Genomic DNA, 14,932 nt, shown 5'->3' with positions numbered 1-14,932 from the left:
GGGCGGGAATCAGTGCGCGGGCGGCTGCTCCAGCGCGGTGCGTACGGCGGGCTCCAGCGAGGTCAGGCCGGCATCGCGGCCGAACTGCAGGGCGGCATCGACGGGCGCGCCGTGCACCCGTGCCTGCGCCAGCGCCAGCAGCGCGCCGGCGCGGTTGCCCGAGGCGCAGTGCAGCAGCGTGGTGCCGGTGTCCTGCCCGAGCAGGCGGTCGAGCGTGCGCGCGTTGGCCTCGCTGATGCCGCCTGCGCCATCGATGGGCAGGCGCACGTAGCGCAGGCCGAGCTGCTCGGCCACGGCGGCTTCGTCGTAACCGCGGTCTTCCTGCGGCATGCGCAGGTCGATCACCGTGGTGACGCCGGACCGCGCCGCATCGCGCAACTGCTGCGCGCTGGGTTGGCCGCCGGTGAACAGGTCCGGGCGCGGCTGTTTCAGCGCGTGTTCGGCGGCACCCGCAGCGGCAGCACAGGCCAGCAGCAGGAACAGGAACTTCGGCAGATGCGGGTTCATCGCTCTTCTCCGTCAGCGCATCAGCGCATGGTCGCGCGCGTCTTGAGCAGCTCGCGCAGCTCGTACTTGTCGGTCTCGTCCAGGCCCTGCTGGCGCTGCTTGGCCAGCAGCTCGTCCACGCGCTGCTGCAGCAGCTGCTTTTCCAGCTGCACGACGGCGTCGTGCAGTTCCTGGGTCCAGCTGGCCTCGTCGCCGGGCAGGGCGACGGCCGCCAGGCGATGCAGCGCGGCCTGTTCCTCGCGGCCGTCGAAATGTTGCAGCAGCGCGCCGGTGCTGATGTCCGGGCGCTGCTGCACCAGTTCCAGCAGCTCCAGCAGCAGTTCGATGCCGGGCAGGCGCAGGCCGGCGATGGCGTGGTGGCCTTCCAGGCCCAGCGCCAGCGAAGGCTGCTGCAGCAGGATGGCGATGGCCGCGCGCACCAGGCTGCGCTTCTGCACCGGCGCGACCTGCGCGCGGCGCACGGGCGCGGTGGCTGGTGCGTTGCCGGCGGGCGCGCGGCCCACGCCGGTCATGCGCTGCAGTTCCTGCTTCATCAGGTCGCCGAAGGCGCCATCGGGAATCTGCGCCAGCATCGGCTTCGCGCGTTCGGCCAGGCGCGCCTTGCCGTCGAGCGTGCCCAGGTTGATCTCGCGGGTGAGCTCGTCGAAGAAGAACTGCGACAGCGGCGTGGCCTGCTTCAGGCGCGTGTCGAAGGCCTCGGCGCCTTCCTTGCGGACGATGGTGTCCGGGTCCTCGCCATCGGGCAGGAACAGGAAGAAGGCCTGGCGCCCGTCCTTCATCCGCGGCAGCACCGATTCCAGCGCGCGCCAGCCTGCCTTGCGTCCGGCGTTGTCGCCGTCGAAGCAGAAATACACATCCGGCGCGTTGCGGAACAGCAGCTCGGCGTGGTCGGGCGTGGTTGCCGTACCCAGCGTCGCCACCGCCTGGGTGACGCCGAACTGGAACAGGCTGACCACGTCCATGTAGCCCTCGACCACGATCAGCCGCTCGATCTTCTGGTTGGCCTGGCGTACCTGCCACAGGCCGTACAGCTCGCGACCCTTGTGGAACAGCGCGGTTTCCGGCGAGTTGAGGTACTTGGGACCGTCGTCCTTTTCCATCACCCGGCCGCCGAAGGCGATGACCCGGCCGCGGCGGTCGAAGATCGGGAACATCACCCGGTCGCGGAACTTGTCGTAGACGTGGCCGCGGTCGTTCTTGGAGAACAGGCCGACGCGGTCGAGCAGCTTCATGCGCCGCTCGTCCTTGCCCAGCGCGTCCTTCAGCGCGCTGTAGCCGTCCGGCGCGTAGCCGATGGAAAAGCGCGCGCGGGTGTCGGCGTCGACGCCGCGTCCATCGAGATAGGCCAGCGCCTTGTCATTGCCTTCCAGCTGCTTCTGGAAGAAGCGGGTGGCGGCGTCGAGCGCCGAGTACTGGTCGCGGCTGTCGTCCTGCTGCTGCGGGCTGCGCGGGTTGGCGTCGCGCGGCACTTCCATGCCGGCGCGCTTGGCCAGTTCCTCCACCGCGTCGAGGAACTCGAGGCGGTCGTAGTTCATCAGGAAGCTGATCGCCGTGCCGTGCGCGCCGCAGCCGAAGCAGTGGTAGAACTGCTTGGTCGGCGAGACGGTGAACGAGGCCGAACGCTCGTCGTGGAACGGGCAGCGCGCCGCGTACTCCTTGCCCTGGCGCTTGAGCGGCACGCGCGAGCCGACCACTTCGACAATGTCGGAGCGGGCGAGCAGGTCGTCGATGAAGGCGTCTGGGATTCGGGCCATGCTGGAAAATGGAGCACCGCCGGCGGCGGTACATGGCGAAGGTGTGCGGCAAGTGTACTAGAGGCCCGGCGCCGGAGCGGCGGCAACCGCCCGTGGATGCGCGCGTTCGTCGATGACCGCGGTGACCAGGGCGCCGACGAAGAACACCACGCTGGCGTAGTACACCCACACCAGCATGATCACCAGCGTGCCCATCGAGCCGTAGGCGCTGCCGGGCGCGGCATTGGCGATGTACAGGCCGATGCCGTAGCGGCCCAGGGTGAACAGCGCCGCGGTGATCGCGCCGCCGCCGAAGGCCTGGCGCCACGCCACCGGGCGGTCGGGCAGGTAGTGGTAGAGGAAGGCGAAGCCCAGCGCGTAGAGCACCAGCGTGGATACGTAGCCCACCGCCGGCAGCAGCGAGGGCAGGTGCGCGAACACCACCTGCAGCGCGGTGGTGGCGACCATCGACACGATCAGCAGGAAGCCCAGCGCCAGCACCACGCCGGCGGAGAAAATGCGTTTCTTCAGCCAGCCGAGCACGCCGTCGAAGCGCTGCAGGTCGGTATGGAAGATCCGGTTCAGGGCGCCCTGCAGCTGGGCGAACACCACGGTGGCGCCGACGAACAGCAGCAGCAGGCTCCAGACGCCGGCCAGCGAGCCCAGGTCGGGCCGCGCGGCGGCGTTGGCGATCACCGTGTCGGCCACGTCCGCCACGCTGCTGCCGGCCAGGTCGCCGATCTGGCCGACCAGCGCCTGCTGCGCCGGCGGGTAGAGCGAAGCGGTCAGCCACAGCAGCAGCACCAGCAGCGGTGCCAGCGAGAGCAGGGTGTAGAACGCCAGCGAGGCCGCCTGGGTCATCACGTCCGCTTCGGTGAAGCGGCGGGCCAGGGCGGCCGGCAGGCTCTGCTGCAACCGCTCGAGGCGGTGCTTCATGTCCGGTGACAGGGGCGCCATGGCGTGCAGGATCGCATACCCGTCGCGGTGGTCGCCGTGATGGAGGACGACCCGCCGGCCCGCGGATGGCAGGGCCGGCGTACGACGTGCGGCCGAATCAGCCCGCCAACGCCTGCTTGACCAGTCTCGACACCAGGCCCATGTCGGCCTGGCCGGCCAGCAGCGGCTTGAGCGCGCCCATCAGCTTGCCCATGTCGGCCGCACCGCTGGCGCCGGTCTGGGCGATGGCGGTGCTGATCGCGGCCAGGATCTCGGCCTCGCCCATCTTGGCCGGCACGTAGCGCTCGATCACCACGATCTCGTCGCGCTCGACCTTGGCCAGGTCCTCGCGGCTGGCGGCCTCGTACTGGGTCACCGAGTCCTTGCGCTGCTTGACCATCTTGTCCAGCACCGCGATCACCGCGGCGTCGTCCAGCTCGATGCGCTCGTCCACTTCCTTCTGCTTGATCGCCGCGTTGATCAGGCGGATCACGCCGAGGGAGTGCTTGTCGCCGCCCTTCATGGCGGCCTTCATGTCGTCGGTCAGTTGCTGTTTCAGGCTCATGGATCACCTCTTGCGGGATCGGAATGCGGGGGTGCGCGCGTGGCGCGGGAACGCAAAAAGCCGGCGACGCTCGCGCGTGCCGGCTTTCACTCCAGTTACGGAAGGCCGAAGCCTCCGTTCAGGAGCTGCGTCCGATCAGTACAGGCGCTGACGCTTGGTGACGTCGCGCGAGGAACGACGCAGCTGGCGCTTCACGGCAGCAGCGGCCTTGCGCTTGCGTTCCTGGGTCGGCTTTTCGTAGAACTCGCGCTTGCGGGTCTCGGCCAGCACGCCGGCCTTTTCGCAGGTGCGCTTGAAGCGGCGGAGCGCAAACTCGAAAGGTTCGTTCTCGCGGACTTTGACGCTGGGCATGGAATCTCCGGGACACAGTGAGACCGGGTCACGCCCGGTGAGCCGCGCATTATAGCCGCTTTGAATCCGGGCGCAAGTAGGTGGGCAGGGCGGGCCTCCGGAAAGCGGCCCGCCGCGACCTTGGGGCGGCCACCCGGCCAGCACCGCCGCGGCAGGAAGACGGTCGCGATGCCGGCGGACGGGGCCGGCCCCACGGGGCGTCCGGATAGCCCCGCGCCCGCCGTCGCGGTTCGTAAACGCGCGCCTTGGGGTTCACAATACCGGCATGAAAGTCCTCGGCATCGAATCCTCCTGCGACGAAACCGGCGTGGCGGTGTACGACACCGCGCTGTCGGGCGTCGACGCCCTGCGCGCCCATGCGGTCTACAGCCAGATCGCGCTGCACGCCGAATATGGCGGCGTGGTGCCGGAGCTGGCCAGCCGCGACCACGTGCGCAAGACCCTGCCGCTGATCCGGCAAACCCTGGACGAGGCCGGCATCGCCGTCTCCGAACTGGATGGCGTGGCCTATACCGCCGGTCCCGGCCTGGTCGGCGCGCTGCTGGTCGGCGCCGGGGTGGCGCGTTCGCTGGCCTGGGCGCTGGATGTGCCGGCCATCGGCGTGCACCACATGGAGGGCCACCTGCTGGCGCCACTGATGGAGGACGACCCGCCGGAGCCGCCGTTCGTGGCCCTGCTGGTCTCCGGCGGGCATACCCAGCTGGTGGCGGTGGACGCCATCGGCCAGTACCGCCTGCTCGGCGAGACCTTGGACGACGCCGCCGGCGAGGCCTTCGACAAAACCGCCAAGCTGATGGGCCTGCCGTATCCGGGCGGTCCGCAGCTGGCGAAACTGGCCGAGGCCGGCACGCCCGGCCGGTTCCGGTTCGCGCGGCCGATGACCGACCGGCCGGGGCTGGATTTCAGTTTCTCCGGGCTCAAGACCCAGGTGCTGCTGGCTTGGCGCGACAGCGACCAGAGCGAGCAGACCCGCGCCGACATCGCGCGCGGCTTCGAGGACGCGGTGGTCGATACGCTGGCGATCAAGTGCGGGCGCGCGCTGGATGAAGCCGGCTGCGACGTGCTGGTGGTGGCCGGCGGCGTCGGCGCCAACAAGCGCCTGCGGGCGAAGCTGCAGGACGCCGCGCAGCGCCGCGGCGGCCGCGTGTGCTTCCCGCGCCCGGCGCTGTGCACCGACAACGGCGCGATGATCGCCTTCGCCGGCGCGCTGCGCCTGCAGGCCGGCCAGCACAGCCCGGCCGAGGTGAAGGTGGTGCCGCGCTGGGACATGGCCACGCTGCCGCCGGTGTGACCCGCGCCGCTTGCCGGCAACGCCGCAGGCATGCCCGCCGGTGCGCGAACCGGCGTTCCACATAGCGTTGCATCGCGCGCTGGAGCGCGCTCCTGCGCAGGCAAGGCGGCCGCGTGCACGGCAAGCTCAGGGGCGGCTCGTTACCATGTCCGTTCATTCACCGCGACGGACGCAATGGACAAGGTATTCATCGAAGGGCTCGAGATCGACGCCCTGATCGGCATCTACGACTGGGAACGGCGCATCCGCCAGACCCTGGTGTTCGACCTGGAGATGGGTTTCGACAACCGCAGGCCGGCGGCCAGCGACGACATCGCCGACACGCTCAACTACAAGGCGGTCAGCAAGCGCCTGCAGGAATACGTGCGCGAATCGGATTTCGGCCTGGTGGAAACCCTGGCCGAGCGCTGCGCGCGGATCGTGCTGGATGAATTCGACGTGCGCTGGCTGCGCCTGAAGCTGAGCAAGCCCGGTGCGGTGCGCGGCGCGCGCGCGGTGGGCGTGATCATCGAACGCGACCGGACCTGACGGGGGAGGCCGGCCCGGCCGGCAACCCCGCCAGCCCGCAATGCCGGCCCGCGGCCGGCGACTTCAATAACGACGGAATACAGGAGATACCACGATGGTGGATGCGGTGGTGGCGGCACAGTGGCTGGAGCGGCTGCAGGACACACTGGAACCCTATCCCGGCGCCTACCTGGCATTGATGGTCTCGGTCCTGCTGGTCGCGGCGGGGCTGGCCAACTGGATCACCAAGCGCATCCTGCTGCGCGGCCTGCGCCGGCTGCTCAGCCGCCTGCCCGGCGCCGAGACCGGGCGCGGCAGTCATCTGATGCGGGTGATCGCGCGGCTCTCCAACGTAGTGCCCAGCCAGGTGATCGCCGCCGGCATCAAGGTGGTGCCGGACCTGCCGCCGAGCCTGGTGGCCTTCATCGTCGGCGCCTGCCAGGCGTGGGCGGTGCTGACCGTCGCGCTGGCGGTGTCGCACGCGCTGGACGCGGCCAACGACCTGTACGAGCGGCGTCCCGACGCGCGCGACAAGCCGATCAAGGGCTACCTGCAGGTGGCCAAGATCGTGATCTTCGTGATCGCCGGGCTGTCCATCGTCGCCACCCTGGCCGGCGTCGACCTGCGCTACCTGGTGACCGGGCTGGGCGCGGCCACTGCGGTGCTGATGCTGATCTTCCAGGACACCATCCTGTCGCTGGTGGCCAGCGTGCAGATCAGCGGCGACGGCCGCGTGCGCATCGGCGACTGGATCGAGATGCCCAGCCAGAACGCCGATGGCGACGTGATCGACATCGCCCTGCATACGGTGACGGTGCAGAACTGGGACAAGACCATCACCACCATCCCGACCAAGAAGCTGGTCACCGAGTCGTTCAAGAACTGGCGCGGCATGCAGGAATCGGGAGGGCGGCGGATCAAGCGCTCGATCTTCCTGGACCAGCACAGCGTGCGCTTCCTCGACGCGCCGGCGCTGGACCGGCTGGAGCGGTTCGGCCTGCTCGACGACTACCTGGCCGGCAAGCGCGTGGAGCTGCAGCAGTGGAACGCGCAGATCGCGCAGGCGCATCCGGAAGAGGTCAACGCGCGCCGGATGACCAACCTGGGCACCTTCCGCGCCTATGTCGAGCGCTACCTGCGCAGCTACCCCGGCATCCACCAGGACATGACCCTGCTGGTCCGGCAGATGGCGCCGACGCCGCAGGGGCTGCCGCTGGAGATCTACTGCTTCACCGCCTCGACCGCATGGGCGCAGTACGAGGCCACGCAGTCGGACGTGTTCGATCACCTGCTGGCGATCCTGCCCGAGTTCGGCCTGCGCGTGTTCCAGGAATCCAGCGACGCGATGCTGATGGCGATGCGCGGCGAGCCGGTATCCGCCTGACGATGTGCGGGGTGGGCAGGCTTTCCGGGCTTCACGACGGCGGCGCTAGAATCCGCGCTTTGTAAGCGTTTCCATACAAGGACCGCCGGTGGCAGACCGCATTCAATCCCTGATCGACCGCATGACCCTGGAGGAGAAGGTCGGCCAGCTGGGCGTGTTCGCCGACATGGTCCGCCCGTTCGCGCCGGACGTGAACCCCGAAGCCAACGTGCGCAACGCCGCGCAGGTGCTGGAACAGGTGCGCGCCGGCCGCGTCGGCAGCCTGTTCAACGGCGTCGGTGCCGCGCAGGGCCGCGAGATCCAGCGCGTGGCGGTGGAGGAAAGCCGGCTCGGCATTCCGGTGGCATTGGCCGCCGACGTGATCCACGGCATGCGCACGGTGTTCCCGATCCCGCTGGGCGAGGCCGCCAGCTTCGAACCGGAACTGGCCGAGCGCACCGCCCGCGCCACCGCCATCGAGGCCACCGCCGCCGGCATCCACTGGACCTATGCGCCGGCGGTGGATATCGCCCGCGACCAGCGCTGGGGCCGCGGCGCGGAATCGGCCGGCGAGGACGTGGTGCTGGGCTGTGCCTTCGCCGCCGCGCGCGTGCGTGGTTTCCAGGGCGCGGACCTGGCCGCCGCCGATTCGCTGCTGGCCACGCCCAAACACTTCGCGGCCTATGGCGCGGTCGCCGCCGGCATGGAATACGCGCAGGTGGACATCTCGCCGCAGACCCTGCACGACGTGCACCTGCCGCCGTTCAAGGCGGCGCTGGCGGCCGGCGCGCGCGCGCTGATGAGCGCCTTCAACGACATCAACGGCGTGCCGGCCAGCGCCAACCGCTGGCTGCTGACCGACCTGCTGCGCGGGCAGTGGGGCTTCGACGGCGTGGTGGTCTCCGACTACACCGCCGACATGGAGCTGATCGCGCACGGCTATGCCGCCGACGAGACCGATGCCACGGCCAAGGCGTTCCTGGCCGGGCTGGACCTGAGCATGCAGAGCGGCTTCTACGCCGCGCACCTGCCCGGGCTGGTGAAAAGCGGACAGGTGCCGATGGCGGTGCTGGATGAATCGGTGCGCCGCATCCTGCGCCTGAAGGAAGCCATCGGCCTGTTCGACGATCCGTACCGCTCGCTGGACCCGGCACGCGAGGCCGACACCTCGCACATCGCCGCGCACGACGCGCTGGCCCGCGACGCGGCGCGGCGTTCGATCGTGCTGCTGAAGAACGAGGGCGCGCTGCTGCCGCTGCGCAGGGCCGGGCAGAAGATCGCGCTGATCGGCCCGTTCGCGCAGGACCGCGACAACATCGAAGGCTGCTGGACGCTGTTCGGCGACAAGGCGCGCTACGTCACGCTGGAAGCGGGCGTGCGCGCGGCGCTGGACGATGATGCGCTGCTGGACGTGGTGCCCGGCTGCGCGCTGGAAGACGCCGTGGAAGGTGGCATCGAGGCGGCGGTGGCCGCCGCGCGCCGTGCCGACGTGGTGGTGCTGGCGCTGGGCGAACCGCAACGCTACAGCGGCGAGGCGCAGTCGCGGGTGGAGATCGTGCTGCCGCCGGCGCAGCAGGCCCTGGCCGAGGCGGTCGCCGCCACCGGCACGCCGGTGGTGGTGCTGCTGCGCAACGGCCGCGCGCTGGCACTGCAGGGCGCGGTACGCGATGCGCAGGCCATCGCGGTGACCTGGTTCCTCGGTACGCAGACCGGCCATGCCGTGGCCGACGTGCTGTTCGGCGCTTACAGCCCGTCCGCGCGCCTGCCGGTGAGCTTTCCGCAGCATTCCGGGCAGCAACCCTATTTCTACAACCACCCGCGCACCGGCCGCCCGGAACTGCCGGAGATGTCCGAGTTCAAGGCGCGCTGGCGCGAGATGCCCAACGCGCCGCTGTACGCCTTCGGCCATGGCCTGGGCTACAGCACGTTCACCTATGGCGCGCCGCGGCTGAGCGCGCCGCAGCTGGACTGGAACGGCGAACTGGTCGTCACCACCCCCCTCACCAACACTGGCGCGGTGGCCGCCGAGGAAGTGGTGCAGCTGTACGTGCACGACCGCGTCGCCAGCCGCGTGCGCCCGGTACGTGAACTCAAGGCGTTCGAGAAGGTGCTGCTGGCCCCCGGCGAGGCGAAGGACGTGGTGTTCCGGCTCGACCGCGGGCAACTGGCCTTCACCAACGGCGAGGGCGTGTTTACCGCCGAACCGGGCCTGTTCGACCTGTGGGTCTGCGCCTCGTCGGCGAGCGGCGCGCCGGTGCGGTTCGAACTGCTGACGCCCTGAGCGCGTACCTCCGGCCCGCGTGCCGGGCGGGGACGGGTGACGACCGGCATCTTGATGCGGGCGGCGGGCGTGCGATGCTGTCGCCGCGCCCGCCGGAGATCCGCCGATGCCTGCACCGATGCCCACCTACCTGCCGTGGCTGATGACCGCTGGTTTCGGCTGGCTGTACTACCGCCGCCTCCGCCGCCACTTCGGCTGGCAAGCCTGGCAACCGCGCCGCACGCTGGTACGCATCGCGATCCTGGTGCTGGTGGCGGCGATGCTCGGACTGGCGGTGGCCTTCGTGCCGCACGTGGCCGCCGGCATGGCCGTGGGCGCGCTGGCCGGCATCGGGCTGGGCGTGTTCGCGCTGAAGCACACGCGTTTCGATGTGCGCGAAGGCCGGCCCGGCTACACGCCCAATCCCTGGATCGGCGGCGCGCTGTCGGTACTGCTGGTCGCACGCCTGGCCTGGCGCTGGCATGACGGCGCCTTCAGCCAGGGCATGGCGCCGGGCGCGGCCAACGCCAGTCCGCTGACCCTGGGCCTGGCCGCCGCCCTGGTCTGCTACGGACTGGTGCAGGCCATCGGCCTGCACCTGCGCATGCGCCAGAAAGCGTAGGAGCGCGGCCCGCCGCGCGCGGATGGCCCGTCGTGCGGACTGCCGTGGATTACCCGCGCGGCGTCAGCTTGAGCAGCCGCGCATTGCTGCCGTCTTCCAGCAGCCACAACGCGCCATCCGGGCCCTGCACCACCGCGCGGATGCGCTTGCCCATGTCGAAACGCTCGGCTTCGCGCGCGCTGTCGCCGTCGAAGGCGATGCGTACCAGCGACTGCGACGACAGCCCGCCGATGAAGGCGTTGCCGCGCCACTGCGGGAACAGCGCGCCGTTGTAGATGATCAGGCTGGACGGGGAGATCACCGGCGTCCAGCTGACCTTGGGCGCGACGAATTCCGGGCGGGTGTCGTGGTCGGGAATGCTGCGGCCGTCGTAATGGTCGCCGTTGGAGACCAGCGGGTAGCCATAGTTGCCGCCGCGCTGGATCAGGTTCAGTTCGTCGCCGCCCTTCGGACCCATCTCGTCTTCCCACAGCCGCCCGCGCGCGTCGAAGGCCAGGCCGAGGATGTTGCGGTGGCCGAGCGACCACACCTGGTCGGCAGGCGAGCCCTGCGCGGCGAACGGGTTGTCGGCTGGCACGCTGCCGTCGTCGTTGAGGCGGATGATCTTGCCGAGGTTGCCGCCCATGTCCTGCGCCGGGTCGAACTTCTGCCGTTCGCTGGAGCTGATCCAAAGCTTGCCGTCGGGCCCGAACAGCAGCCGGTGCCCATAGTGGCCGTTGCCGCTTACCTTCGGCGTCTGCCGCCAGATCACCTGCGCATCGGCCAGGCGGCCGCCGCCGCCGGCATCGAGCACCAGCTTCGCGCGCGCCACCGCGGCGCCGCGAGTATCGTTCGCCCCTTCTTCGGCGTAGCTGTAATAGACCAGCCCGTTGCGGGCGAAATGCGGATGCAGTGCCACGTCGCCGAAGCCGCCCTGGCCGCCGTAGGCGACCTTCGGCACGCCGGCGATCTCGTGGCGGCGGCCGCTGGCCGGATCGAAGTGGACCAGCTTGCCGGCCTTCTCGGTGACCAGCAGGCTGCGGTCGGGCAGGAACGCCATCGCCCACGGCTCGTCGAAGCGCGCGGCCTCGGTGGCGGCGAACGGCCACTGCGCCGGCTTGACCGCCGCCTCGGCGGCGGGGTCCGCGGCGCAGGCGCTGGTGGACAGGAGGGGAGCCAGGCCAAGGGCCAGGCTGAGCAGCAGGGAGCGGGGCATGGCGTTCTCCGGGGCGGGAAGCGGGTGGCGACAGGCCACACCTTAGGCGAAGGCGGCATGCGAGGCACGCCAGGCCATGCCATCACGGCGCCGTGGGCCGCGCGGAGGGACTCGCGCGACGATGCGGGGCAGTGGCTGCCCCGCGTTCCGCGGCGAGGTCAGGCCTCGTCGGGCGGCGCCATGCGCTTGGCCACGATCGAGGTCGCGGTCATGTCGCCGGTGGTGTTGCCGATGGTGCAGAACACGTCGGGAATGGTATCCACCGCCAGCAGCACGCCCAGCGGTTCCACCGGCAGGCCCATGCTCTGGGTGACCGGCATGTTGTTGGTCATGAAGTTGGCCTGGCCCGGCAGGCCGGTGGAACCCATGCTGATGGCCGCGGCCAGCAGCACCGCCACCGCGTACTGGGAGAAGGTGATGTCGATGCCGTACAGCCAGGCGATGAAGCTGGCCACGGCGATGTACTGCGCGGGGCTGGTCACGCGGAACAGCGAGACCGCCATCGGCAGCACCAGCGAAGTCAGCGCGGCGGGGTAGCCCAGGCGGTTGCGCGCGCTGTCGATCATCGCCGGCAGCGAGGCCAGCGACGACTGTGTGCTGCCGGCGATGACCTGCACCGGCACCAGCGCGGCGGCGAAGCGGCGCAGGCCCTCGCGCGCGGCCAGCATCGCCACCACGTACAGCAGCAGGGTGATCAGGATGTAGACCACGCACATCAGCAGGATGTAGTAGCCGAGGATGCCGAGCACGCTCATGCCGACCTCGGCGCAGACCACCAGCACCAGCGCGAACACGCCCAGCGGTGCGGCCCACAGCACCCAGCGCACGATGGTGATCATGGTGTCGCCGACGATCTTGATGATCTCCAGGATGCGGTCGCGGCGCTCGGTGTCCTGCCGGCTCAGCGCGAAGCCGAAGAACATGGCGAACACCACCAGTGGCAGCATCGCGTTGGCCGAGGCCACGGCCAGCACGTTGCTGGGGATCAGCGAGGAGATCCACTGCGCGGCGCTCGGCGCCTTGGACAGGTTCTCCGGCGCATGCAGGGCGGCGCGGAAGGTCTGCATGGTGGCGCTGTCGTGCGGCACCAGCCCGAGCAGCGCCGGCGTGATCACCGCCGAGAAGCTGGCCGCGGCGACCAGCAGCACGATGAACACCAGGATCGCGTTGCGCGCGGTACGCCCGGACGCGGCGGCGTTGCTGGCGGTGTTGACGCCGACGATCACCAGCGCGGTAACCAGCGGCACCACCGTCATCTGCAGCGCGTTGAGCCACAGGCGGCCGATCGGCCGGGCGAAGTCGGCGACCTGCAGCGCGAGCACCGGGTCGTGATGGGTGAGCGTGAGGCCGACCACCGCGCCGACCAGCAGCGAGATCAGCACTTTGACGGGAGCGGAGAGCCGGAAGCGTCGGGTGGATGTGGTCATGGATGCCAGTAAAGGGGGTGGGAACGCGCCGCGATGCGCGGCGGGGCTTCATGCAGATCGCTCTGCCATGGCCGCACATCCATGCGCGGGGATTGGAACGGGAACACGTCGTCGCCTGGCAGCAGCGCTCCTAGGGCATGCGCGCCGGCAGGTCCCAGCTTTCGTGCAGGCGCGCGTAGTCCGCCTCGGGCAGCAGCACGAACAGCGGATGCGCCGCCGGGTCCAGCCAGCCGAGCAGGGCTTCCATGCGCTCCGGTTCCATCGCGGTGCAGCCGGCGGTCGCCTCGCCGCTCTGCCGCCACAGGTGGGCGAAGATGCAGCTGCCCTGGCCGGGCTCGGCCCTGGGGTTGTGCTCGATCACGAAGCCTTCGCGGTAGCGGCGGTCGCCTTTGTTGTGCAGGTCCAGGCGCATCGGCTCGCTGGAGCCCTCCACGGCGTCGCTGCCCACGGCCTCGGCATCGACGATGCGGTTGTACAGCGGCGAATCGGGGACATCCATGCAGTAGCTGGTGGCCAGCATCGGCTGGTAGGGCATCGCGCTGTCGATGCGCGGCGCGTAGCCGAAGGCCTCGCCGATGCCGAACACGCCGGCCGGGCTGCGGCCATCGCCCTCGCGTTTCTGCGGGCCGTCCTGCTGCGCCGGATGCCGGCCCAGTCCCCAGGCGCTGCCGTTGCGGCCGAGCGCCACGTCGAAGCCGGCGCCATGCGCGCGCCAGCCATCGGCGGTGCGTTCGTAGGCCTGCAGGTGGCCCGACGGCGTGTCCCACGACGGGGTGGTGACGACCACCAACTGGCGCGCGTCGTGCACCGGCGTGTCCGGCGGCGCGGCGGAGGCGGCGCCGATCAGGGCCATGGCGGACAGCGACGGCAGCAGGCGCCGGGCGAAGGAACGTAACAGGGAAGACATGGCGACGGCTCCGGCTATCAGTTGTCGATCAACTGCTGGATGCGTTCCTGGTTCAACGCCAGTTGGCGCTGGCGGTCGGAGTTGGCATGGCACAGCAGCACGAACACGAAATCCAGCAGGTACTGCAGCGAACAACGGTACAGCAGTTGCGCCACCGGCGGCTGCGGGTCGTGCGCGCAGATCGCCAGCGAGGCATCGGCGTGCGCGCGCAGCGGGTTGGCGGTGTGGCGGGTGATCGAGACGACCTTTCCGCCCATTTCCTGGAACTGGCGCGAAAGCTGCCACAGTTGTGGCAGCTTGCCGAATTCGGAGAACACCAGCAGCACGTCGCCGGGACGCGCGGCCGACAGGTTGGCGGTCATCAGGATCGGGTCGGCGTGCTGCACGGTGAGGATGCCCAGCAGCGCCAGGCGCATGGCGAACTCGCGCGCGTACAGGCCGTCGTCGCCCAGGCCGTAGACGAACACCTTGGGCGCGGCGTCGATCAGCGCGATCACCGCCTCGACTTCCTCCTGCGGATTGGCGACGCGGGTCTCCTCCTCGGCCGCGGCCTTGCTGCGGCGCAGGCCGTCGGCGACCTGCAGATAGCCGTGCGGGTCGCTCTCCGGCGGCCATTCGGTGACGTCGCCGTTGCTGTTGTTGGCCAGCGCCACCGCCGCGCCGACCGAGTATTTCAGGTCCGGGTAGCCCTTGAACCCCAGTTTCTGGCTGAACTTGACCACGCTCGACTGGCTGATGCCCAGGGCGTTGGCGAGCTGCTGGGACGAGTAGTCGCGCAGCAGGTGGGCGTTGTCGAGGATGAAGTCGGCGATGCGCCGTTCGATCGCTGACATCTGTTCGCGTTCGGAGCGGATTTTTACCAGGGGTGGCATGGGTGGGATGTCGGCTGTGATGGGGTGACTCTAAAAGGATTTGCTGGGGGTCGTAAGGTCTTTCGGCGCGATGCCGAGAGTGCAGGGAATACTGAGGTTGTTGCTTGTGCTTCGGTTGTTGTTCCGGCTTTTGACTTTCCGGGTTCCCCTCCGCAGCGACGGAGCCGACGGATAAGGCCCCGGGAGGGGCGACGTGCATGGATGCACGTCGTGCTTTCTTTGGGCCACGTTTCTTTGCACGAGCAAAGAGGGGCTTTTTCAACAGCCGAATGGCTGGTCAAGGTGGCTCGCTCCTGCGAAGCAGGAGTGAAAGCTCTGCTTTCAAGCTTCAGCTTTGGCTTTGTGCCGGTGCTTTGGCTGTTGTCGTTTGTATTGAAAAGCTGGAGTAACGGCTGA

General features: G+C 69.7%; 15 protein-coding genes. 6 read left to right on the top strand and 9 right to left on the bottom strand.

Features of this window, described 5'->3' with window-relative positions; genetic code table 11:
• Window positions 1-9: 9 nt before the first annotated feature.
• The 5 genes from ABB22_RS04805 to rpsU form a co-directional block, all read right to left on the bottom strand.
• Window positions 10-507, bottom strand: a complete 498-nt coding sequence (locus ABB22_RS04805) for a protein tyrosine phosphatase family protein (protein WP_055770936.1) — start codon at window positions 505-507, stop codon at window positions 10-12.
• 20 nt (window positions 508-527) lie between these two features.
• Window positions 528-2,261, bottom strand: coding sequence for a DNA primase (gene dnaG / locus ABB22_RS04800; protein WP_055770933.1), 1,734 nt, complete (start codon window positions 2,259-2,261; stop codon window positions 528-530).
• A 57-nt stretch (window positions 2,262-2,318) separates the two neighbouring features.
• A complete protein-coding gene (locus tag ABB22_RS04795; RefSeq protein ID WP_055770930.1) occupies window positions 2,319-3,197 on the bottom strand; it encodes a YihY/virulence factor BrkB family protein in 879 nt (292 codons plus the stop codon).
• 97 nt (window positions 3,198-3,294) lie between these two features.
• The gene (locus ABB22_RS04790) at window positions 3,295-3,741 is read right to left on the bottom strand and encodes a GatB/YqeY domain-containing protein (RefSeq protein ID WP_055770927.1); all 447 of its coding nucleotides are present in this window, start codon (window positions 3,739-3,741) and stop codon (window positions 3,295-3,297) included.
• Window positions 3,742-3,876: 135 nt separating this feature from the next.
• Window positions 3,877-4,092 (bottom strand): 30S ribosomal protein S21, encoded by a 216-nt coding sequence (rpsU, locus tag ABB22_RS04785; RefSeq protein ID WP_002808376.1) that lies wholly within the window; start codon window positions 4,090-4,092, stop codon window positions 3,877-3,879.
• Between the two features lie 265 nt (window positions 4,093-4,357).
• On the opposite strand from rpsU, the gene tsaD reads away from it, so the two are divergent.
• The 5 genes from tsaD to ABB22_RS04760 all read left to right on the top strand — a co-directional run bounded on the left by tsaD (window position 4,358) and on the right by ABB22_RS04760 (window position 10,135).
• On the top strand, window positions 4,358-5,383 hold the full coding sequence (tsaD, locus tag ABB22_RS04780) for a tRNA (adenosine(37)-N6)-threonylcarbamoyltransferase complex transferase subunit TsaD (protein WP_055770924.1): 1,026 nt from the start codon (window positions 4,358-4,360) through the stop codon (window positions 5,381-5,383).
• A gap of 174 nt (window positions 5,384-5,557) precedes the next feature.
• Entirely contained in the window at window positions 5,558-5,911 is a 354-nt protein-coding gene (gene folB, locus ABB22_RS04775; protein WP_055770921.1) for a dihydroneopterin aldolase, read from the top strand.
• A gap of 94 nt (window positions 5,912-6,005) precedes the next feature.
• Window positions 6,006-7,274, top strand: coding sequence for a mechanosensitive ion channel family protein (locus tag ABB22_RS04770; RefSeq protein WP_055770918.1), 1,269 nt, complete (start codon window positions 6,006-6,008; stop codon window positions 7,272-7,274).
• Between the two features lie 88 nt (window positions 7,275-7,362).
• Window positions 7,363-9,534 carry a glycoside hydrolase family 3 N-terminal domain-containing protein gene (locus ABB22_RS04765; protein ID WP_275452915.1) on the top strand — a complete coding sequence of 724 codons (2,172 nt, stop codon included), beginning with the start codon at window positions 7,363-7,365 and terminating at the stop codon, window positions 9,532-9,534.
• 106 nt (window positions 9,535-9,640) lie between these two features.
• Entirely contained in the window at window positions 9,641-10,135 is a 495-nt protein-coding gene (locus ABB22_RS04760; RefSeq protein ID WP_057505066.1) for a CcdC protein domain-containing protein, read from the top strand.
• 49 nt (window positions 10,136-10,184) lie between these two features.
• Here ABB22_RS04760 and ABB22_RS04755 read toward each other — a convergent pair whose 3' ends face one another.
• The 4 genes from ABB22_RS04755 to ABB22_RS04740 form a co-directional block, all read right to left on the bottom strand.
• Window positions 10,185-11,330, bottom strand: a complete 1,146-nt coding sequence (locus ABB22_RS04755) for a PQQ-dependent sugar dehydrogenase (protein ID WP_055770910.1) — start codon at window positions 11,328-11,330, stop codon at window positions 10,185-10,187.
• A gap of 158 nt (window positions 11,331-11,488) precedes the next feature.
• Window positions 11,489-12,757 (bottom strand): dicarboxylate/amino acid:cation symporter, encoded by a 1,269-nt coding sequence (locus ABB22_RS04750; protein ID WP_055770908.1) that lies wholly within the window; start codon window positions 12,755-12,757, stop codon window positions 11,489-11,491.
• A 130-nt stretch (window positions 12,758-12,887) separates the two neighbouring features.
• Window positions 12,888-13,664: a L,D-transpeptidase family protein gene (locus ABB22_RS04745; protein WP_055770906.1), complete on the bottom strand. Its 777-nt coding sequence runs from the start codon at window positions 13,662-13,664 to the stop codon at window positions 12,888-12,890.
• Between the two features lie 17 nt (window positions 13,665-13,681).
• The gene (locus tag ABB22_RS04740; protein ID WP_055770904.1) at window positions 13,682-14,536 is read right to left on the bottom strand and encodes a MurR/RpiR family transcriptional regulator; all 855 of its coding nucleotides are present in this window, start codon (window positions 14,534-14,536) and stop codon (window positions 13,682-13,684) included.
• Window positions 14,537-14,737: 201 nt separating this feature from the next.
• On the opposite strand from ABB22_RS04740, the gene ABB22_RS18075 reads away from it, so the two are divergent.
• Window positions 14,738-14,932 (top strand): hypothetical protein, encoded by a 195-nt coding sequence (locus ABB22_RS18075; protein ID WP_152984035.1) that lies wholly within the window; start codon window positions 14,738-14,740, stop codon window positions 14,930-14,932.

Origin of the sequence: Stenotrophomonas nitritireducens, assembly GCF_001431425.1 — a bacterium.
Classification (GTDB): domain Bacteria; phylum Pseudomonadota; class Gammaproteobacteria; order Xanthomonadales; family Xanthomonadaceae; genus Stenotrophomonas; species Stenotrophomonas nitritireducens.
This window is presented reverse-complemented; position numbering and strand designations above follow the sequence as displayed.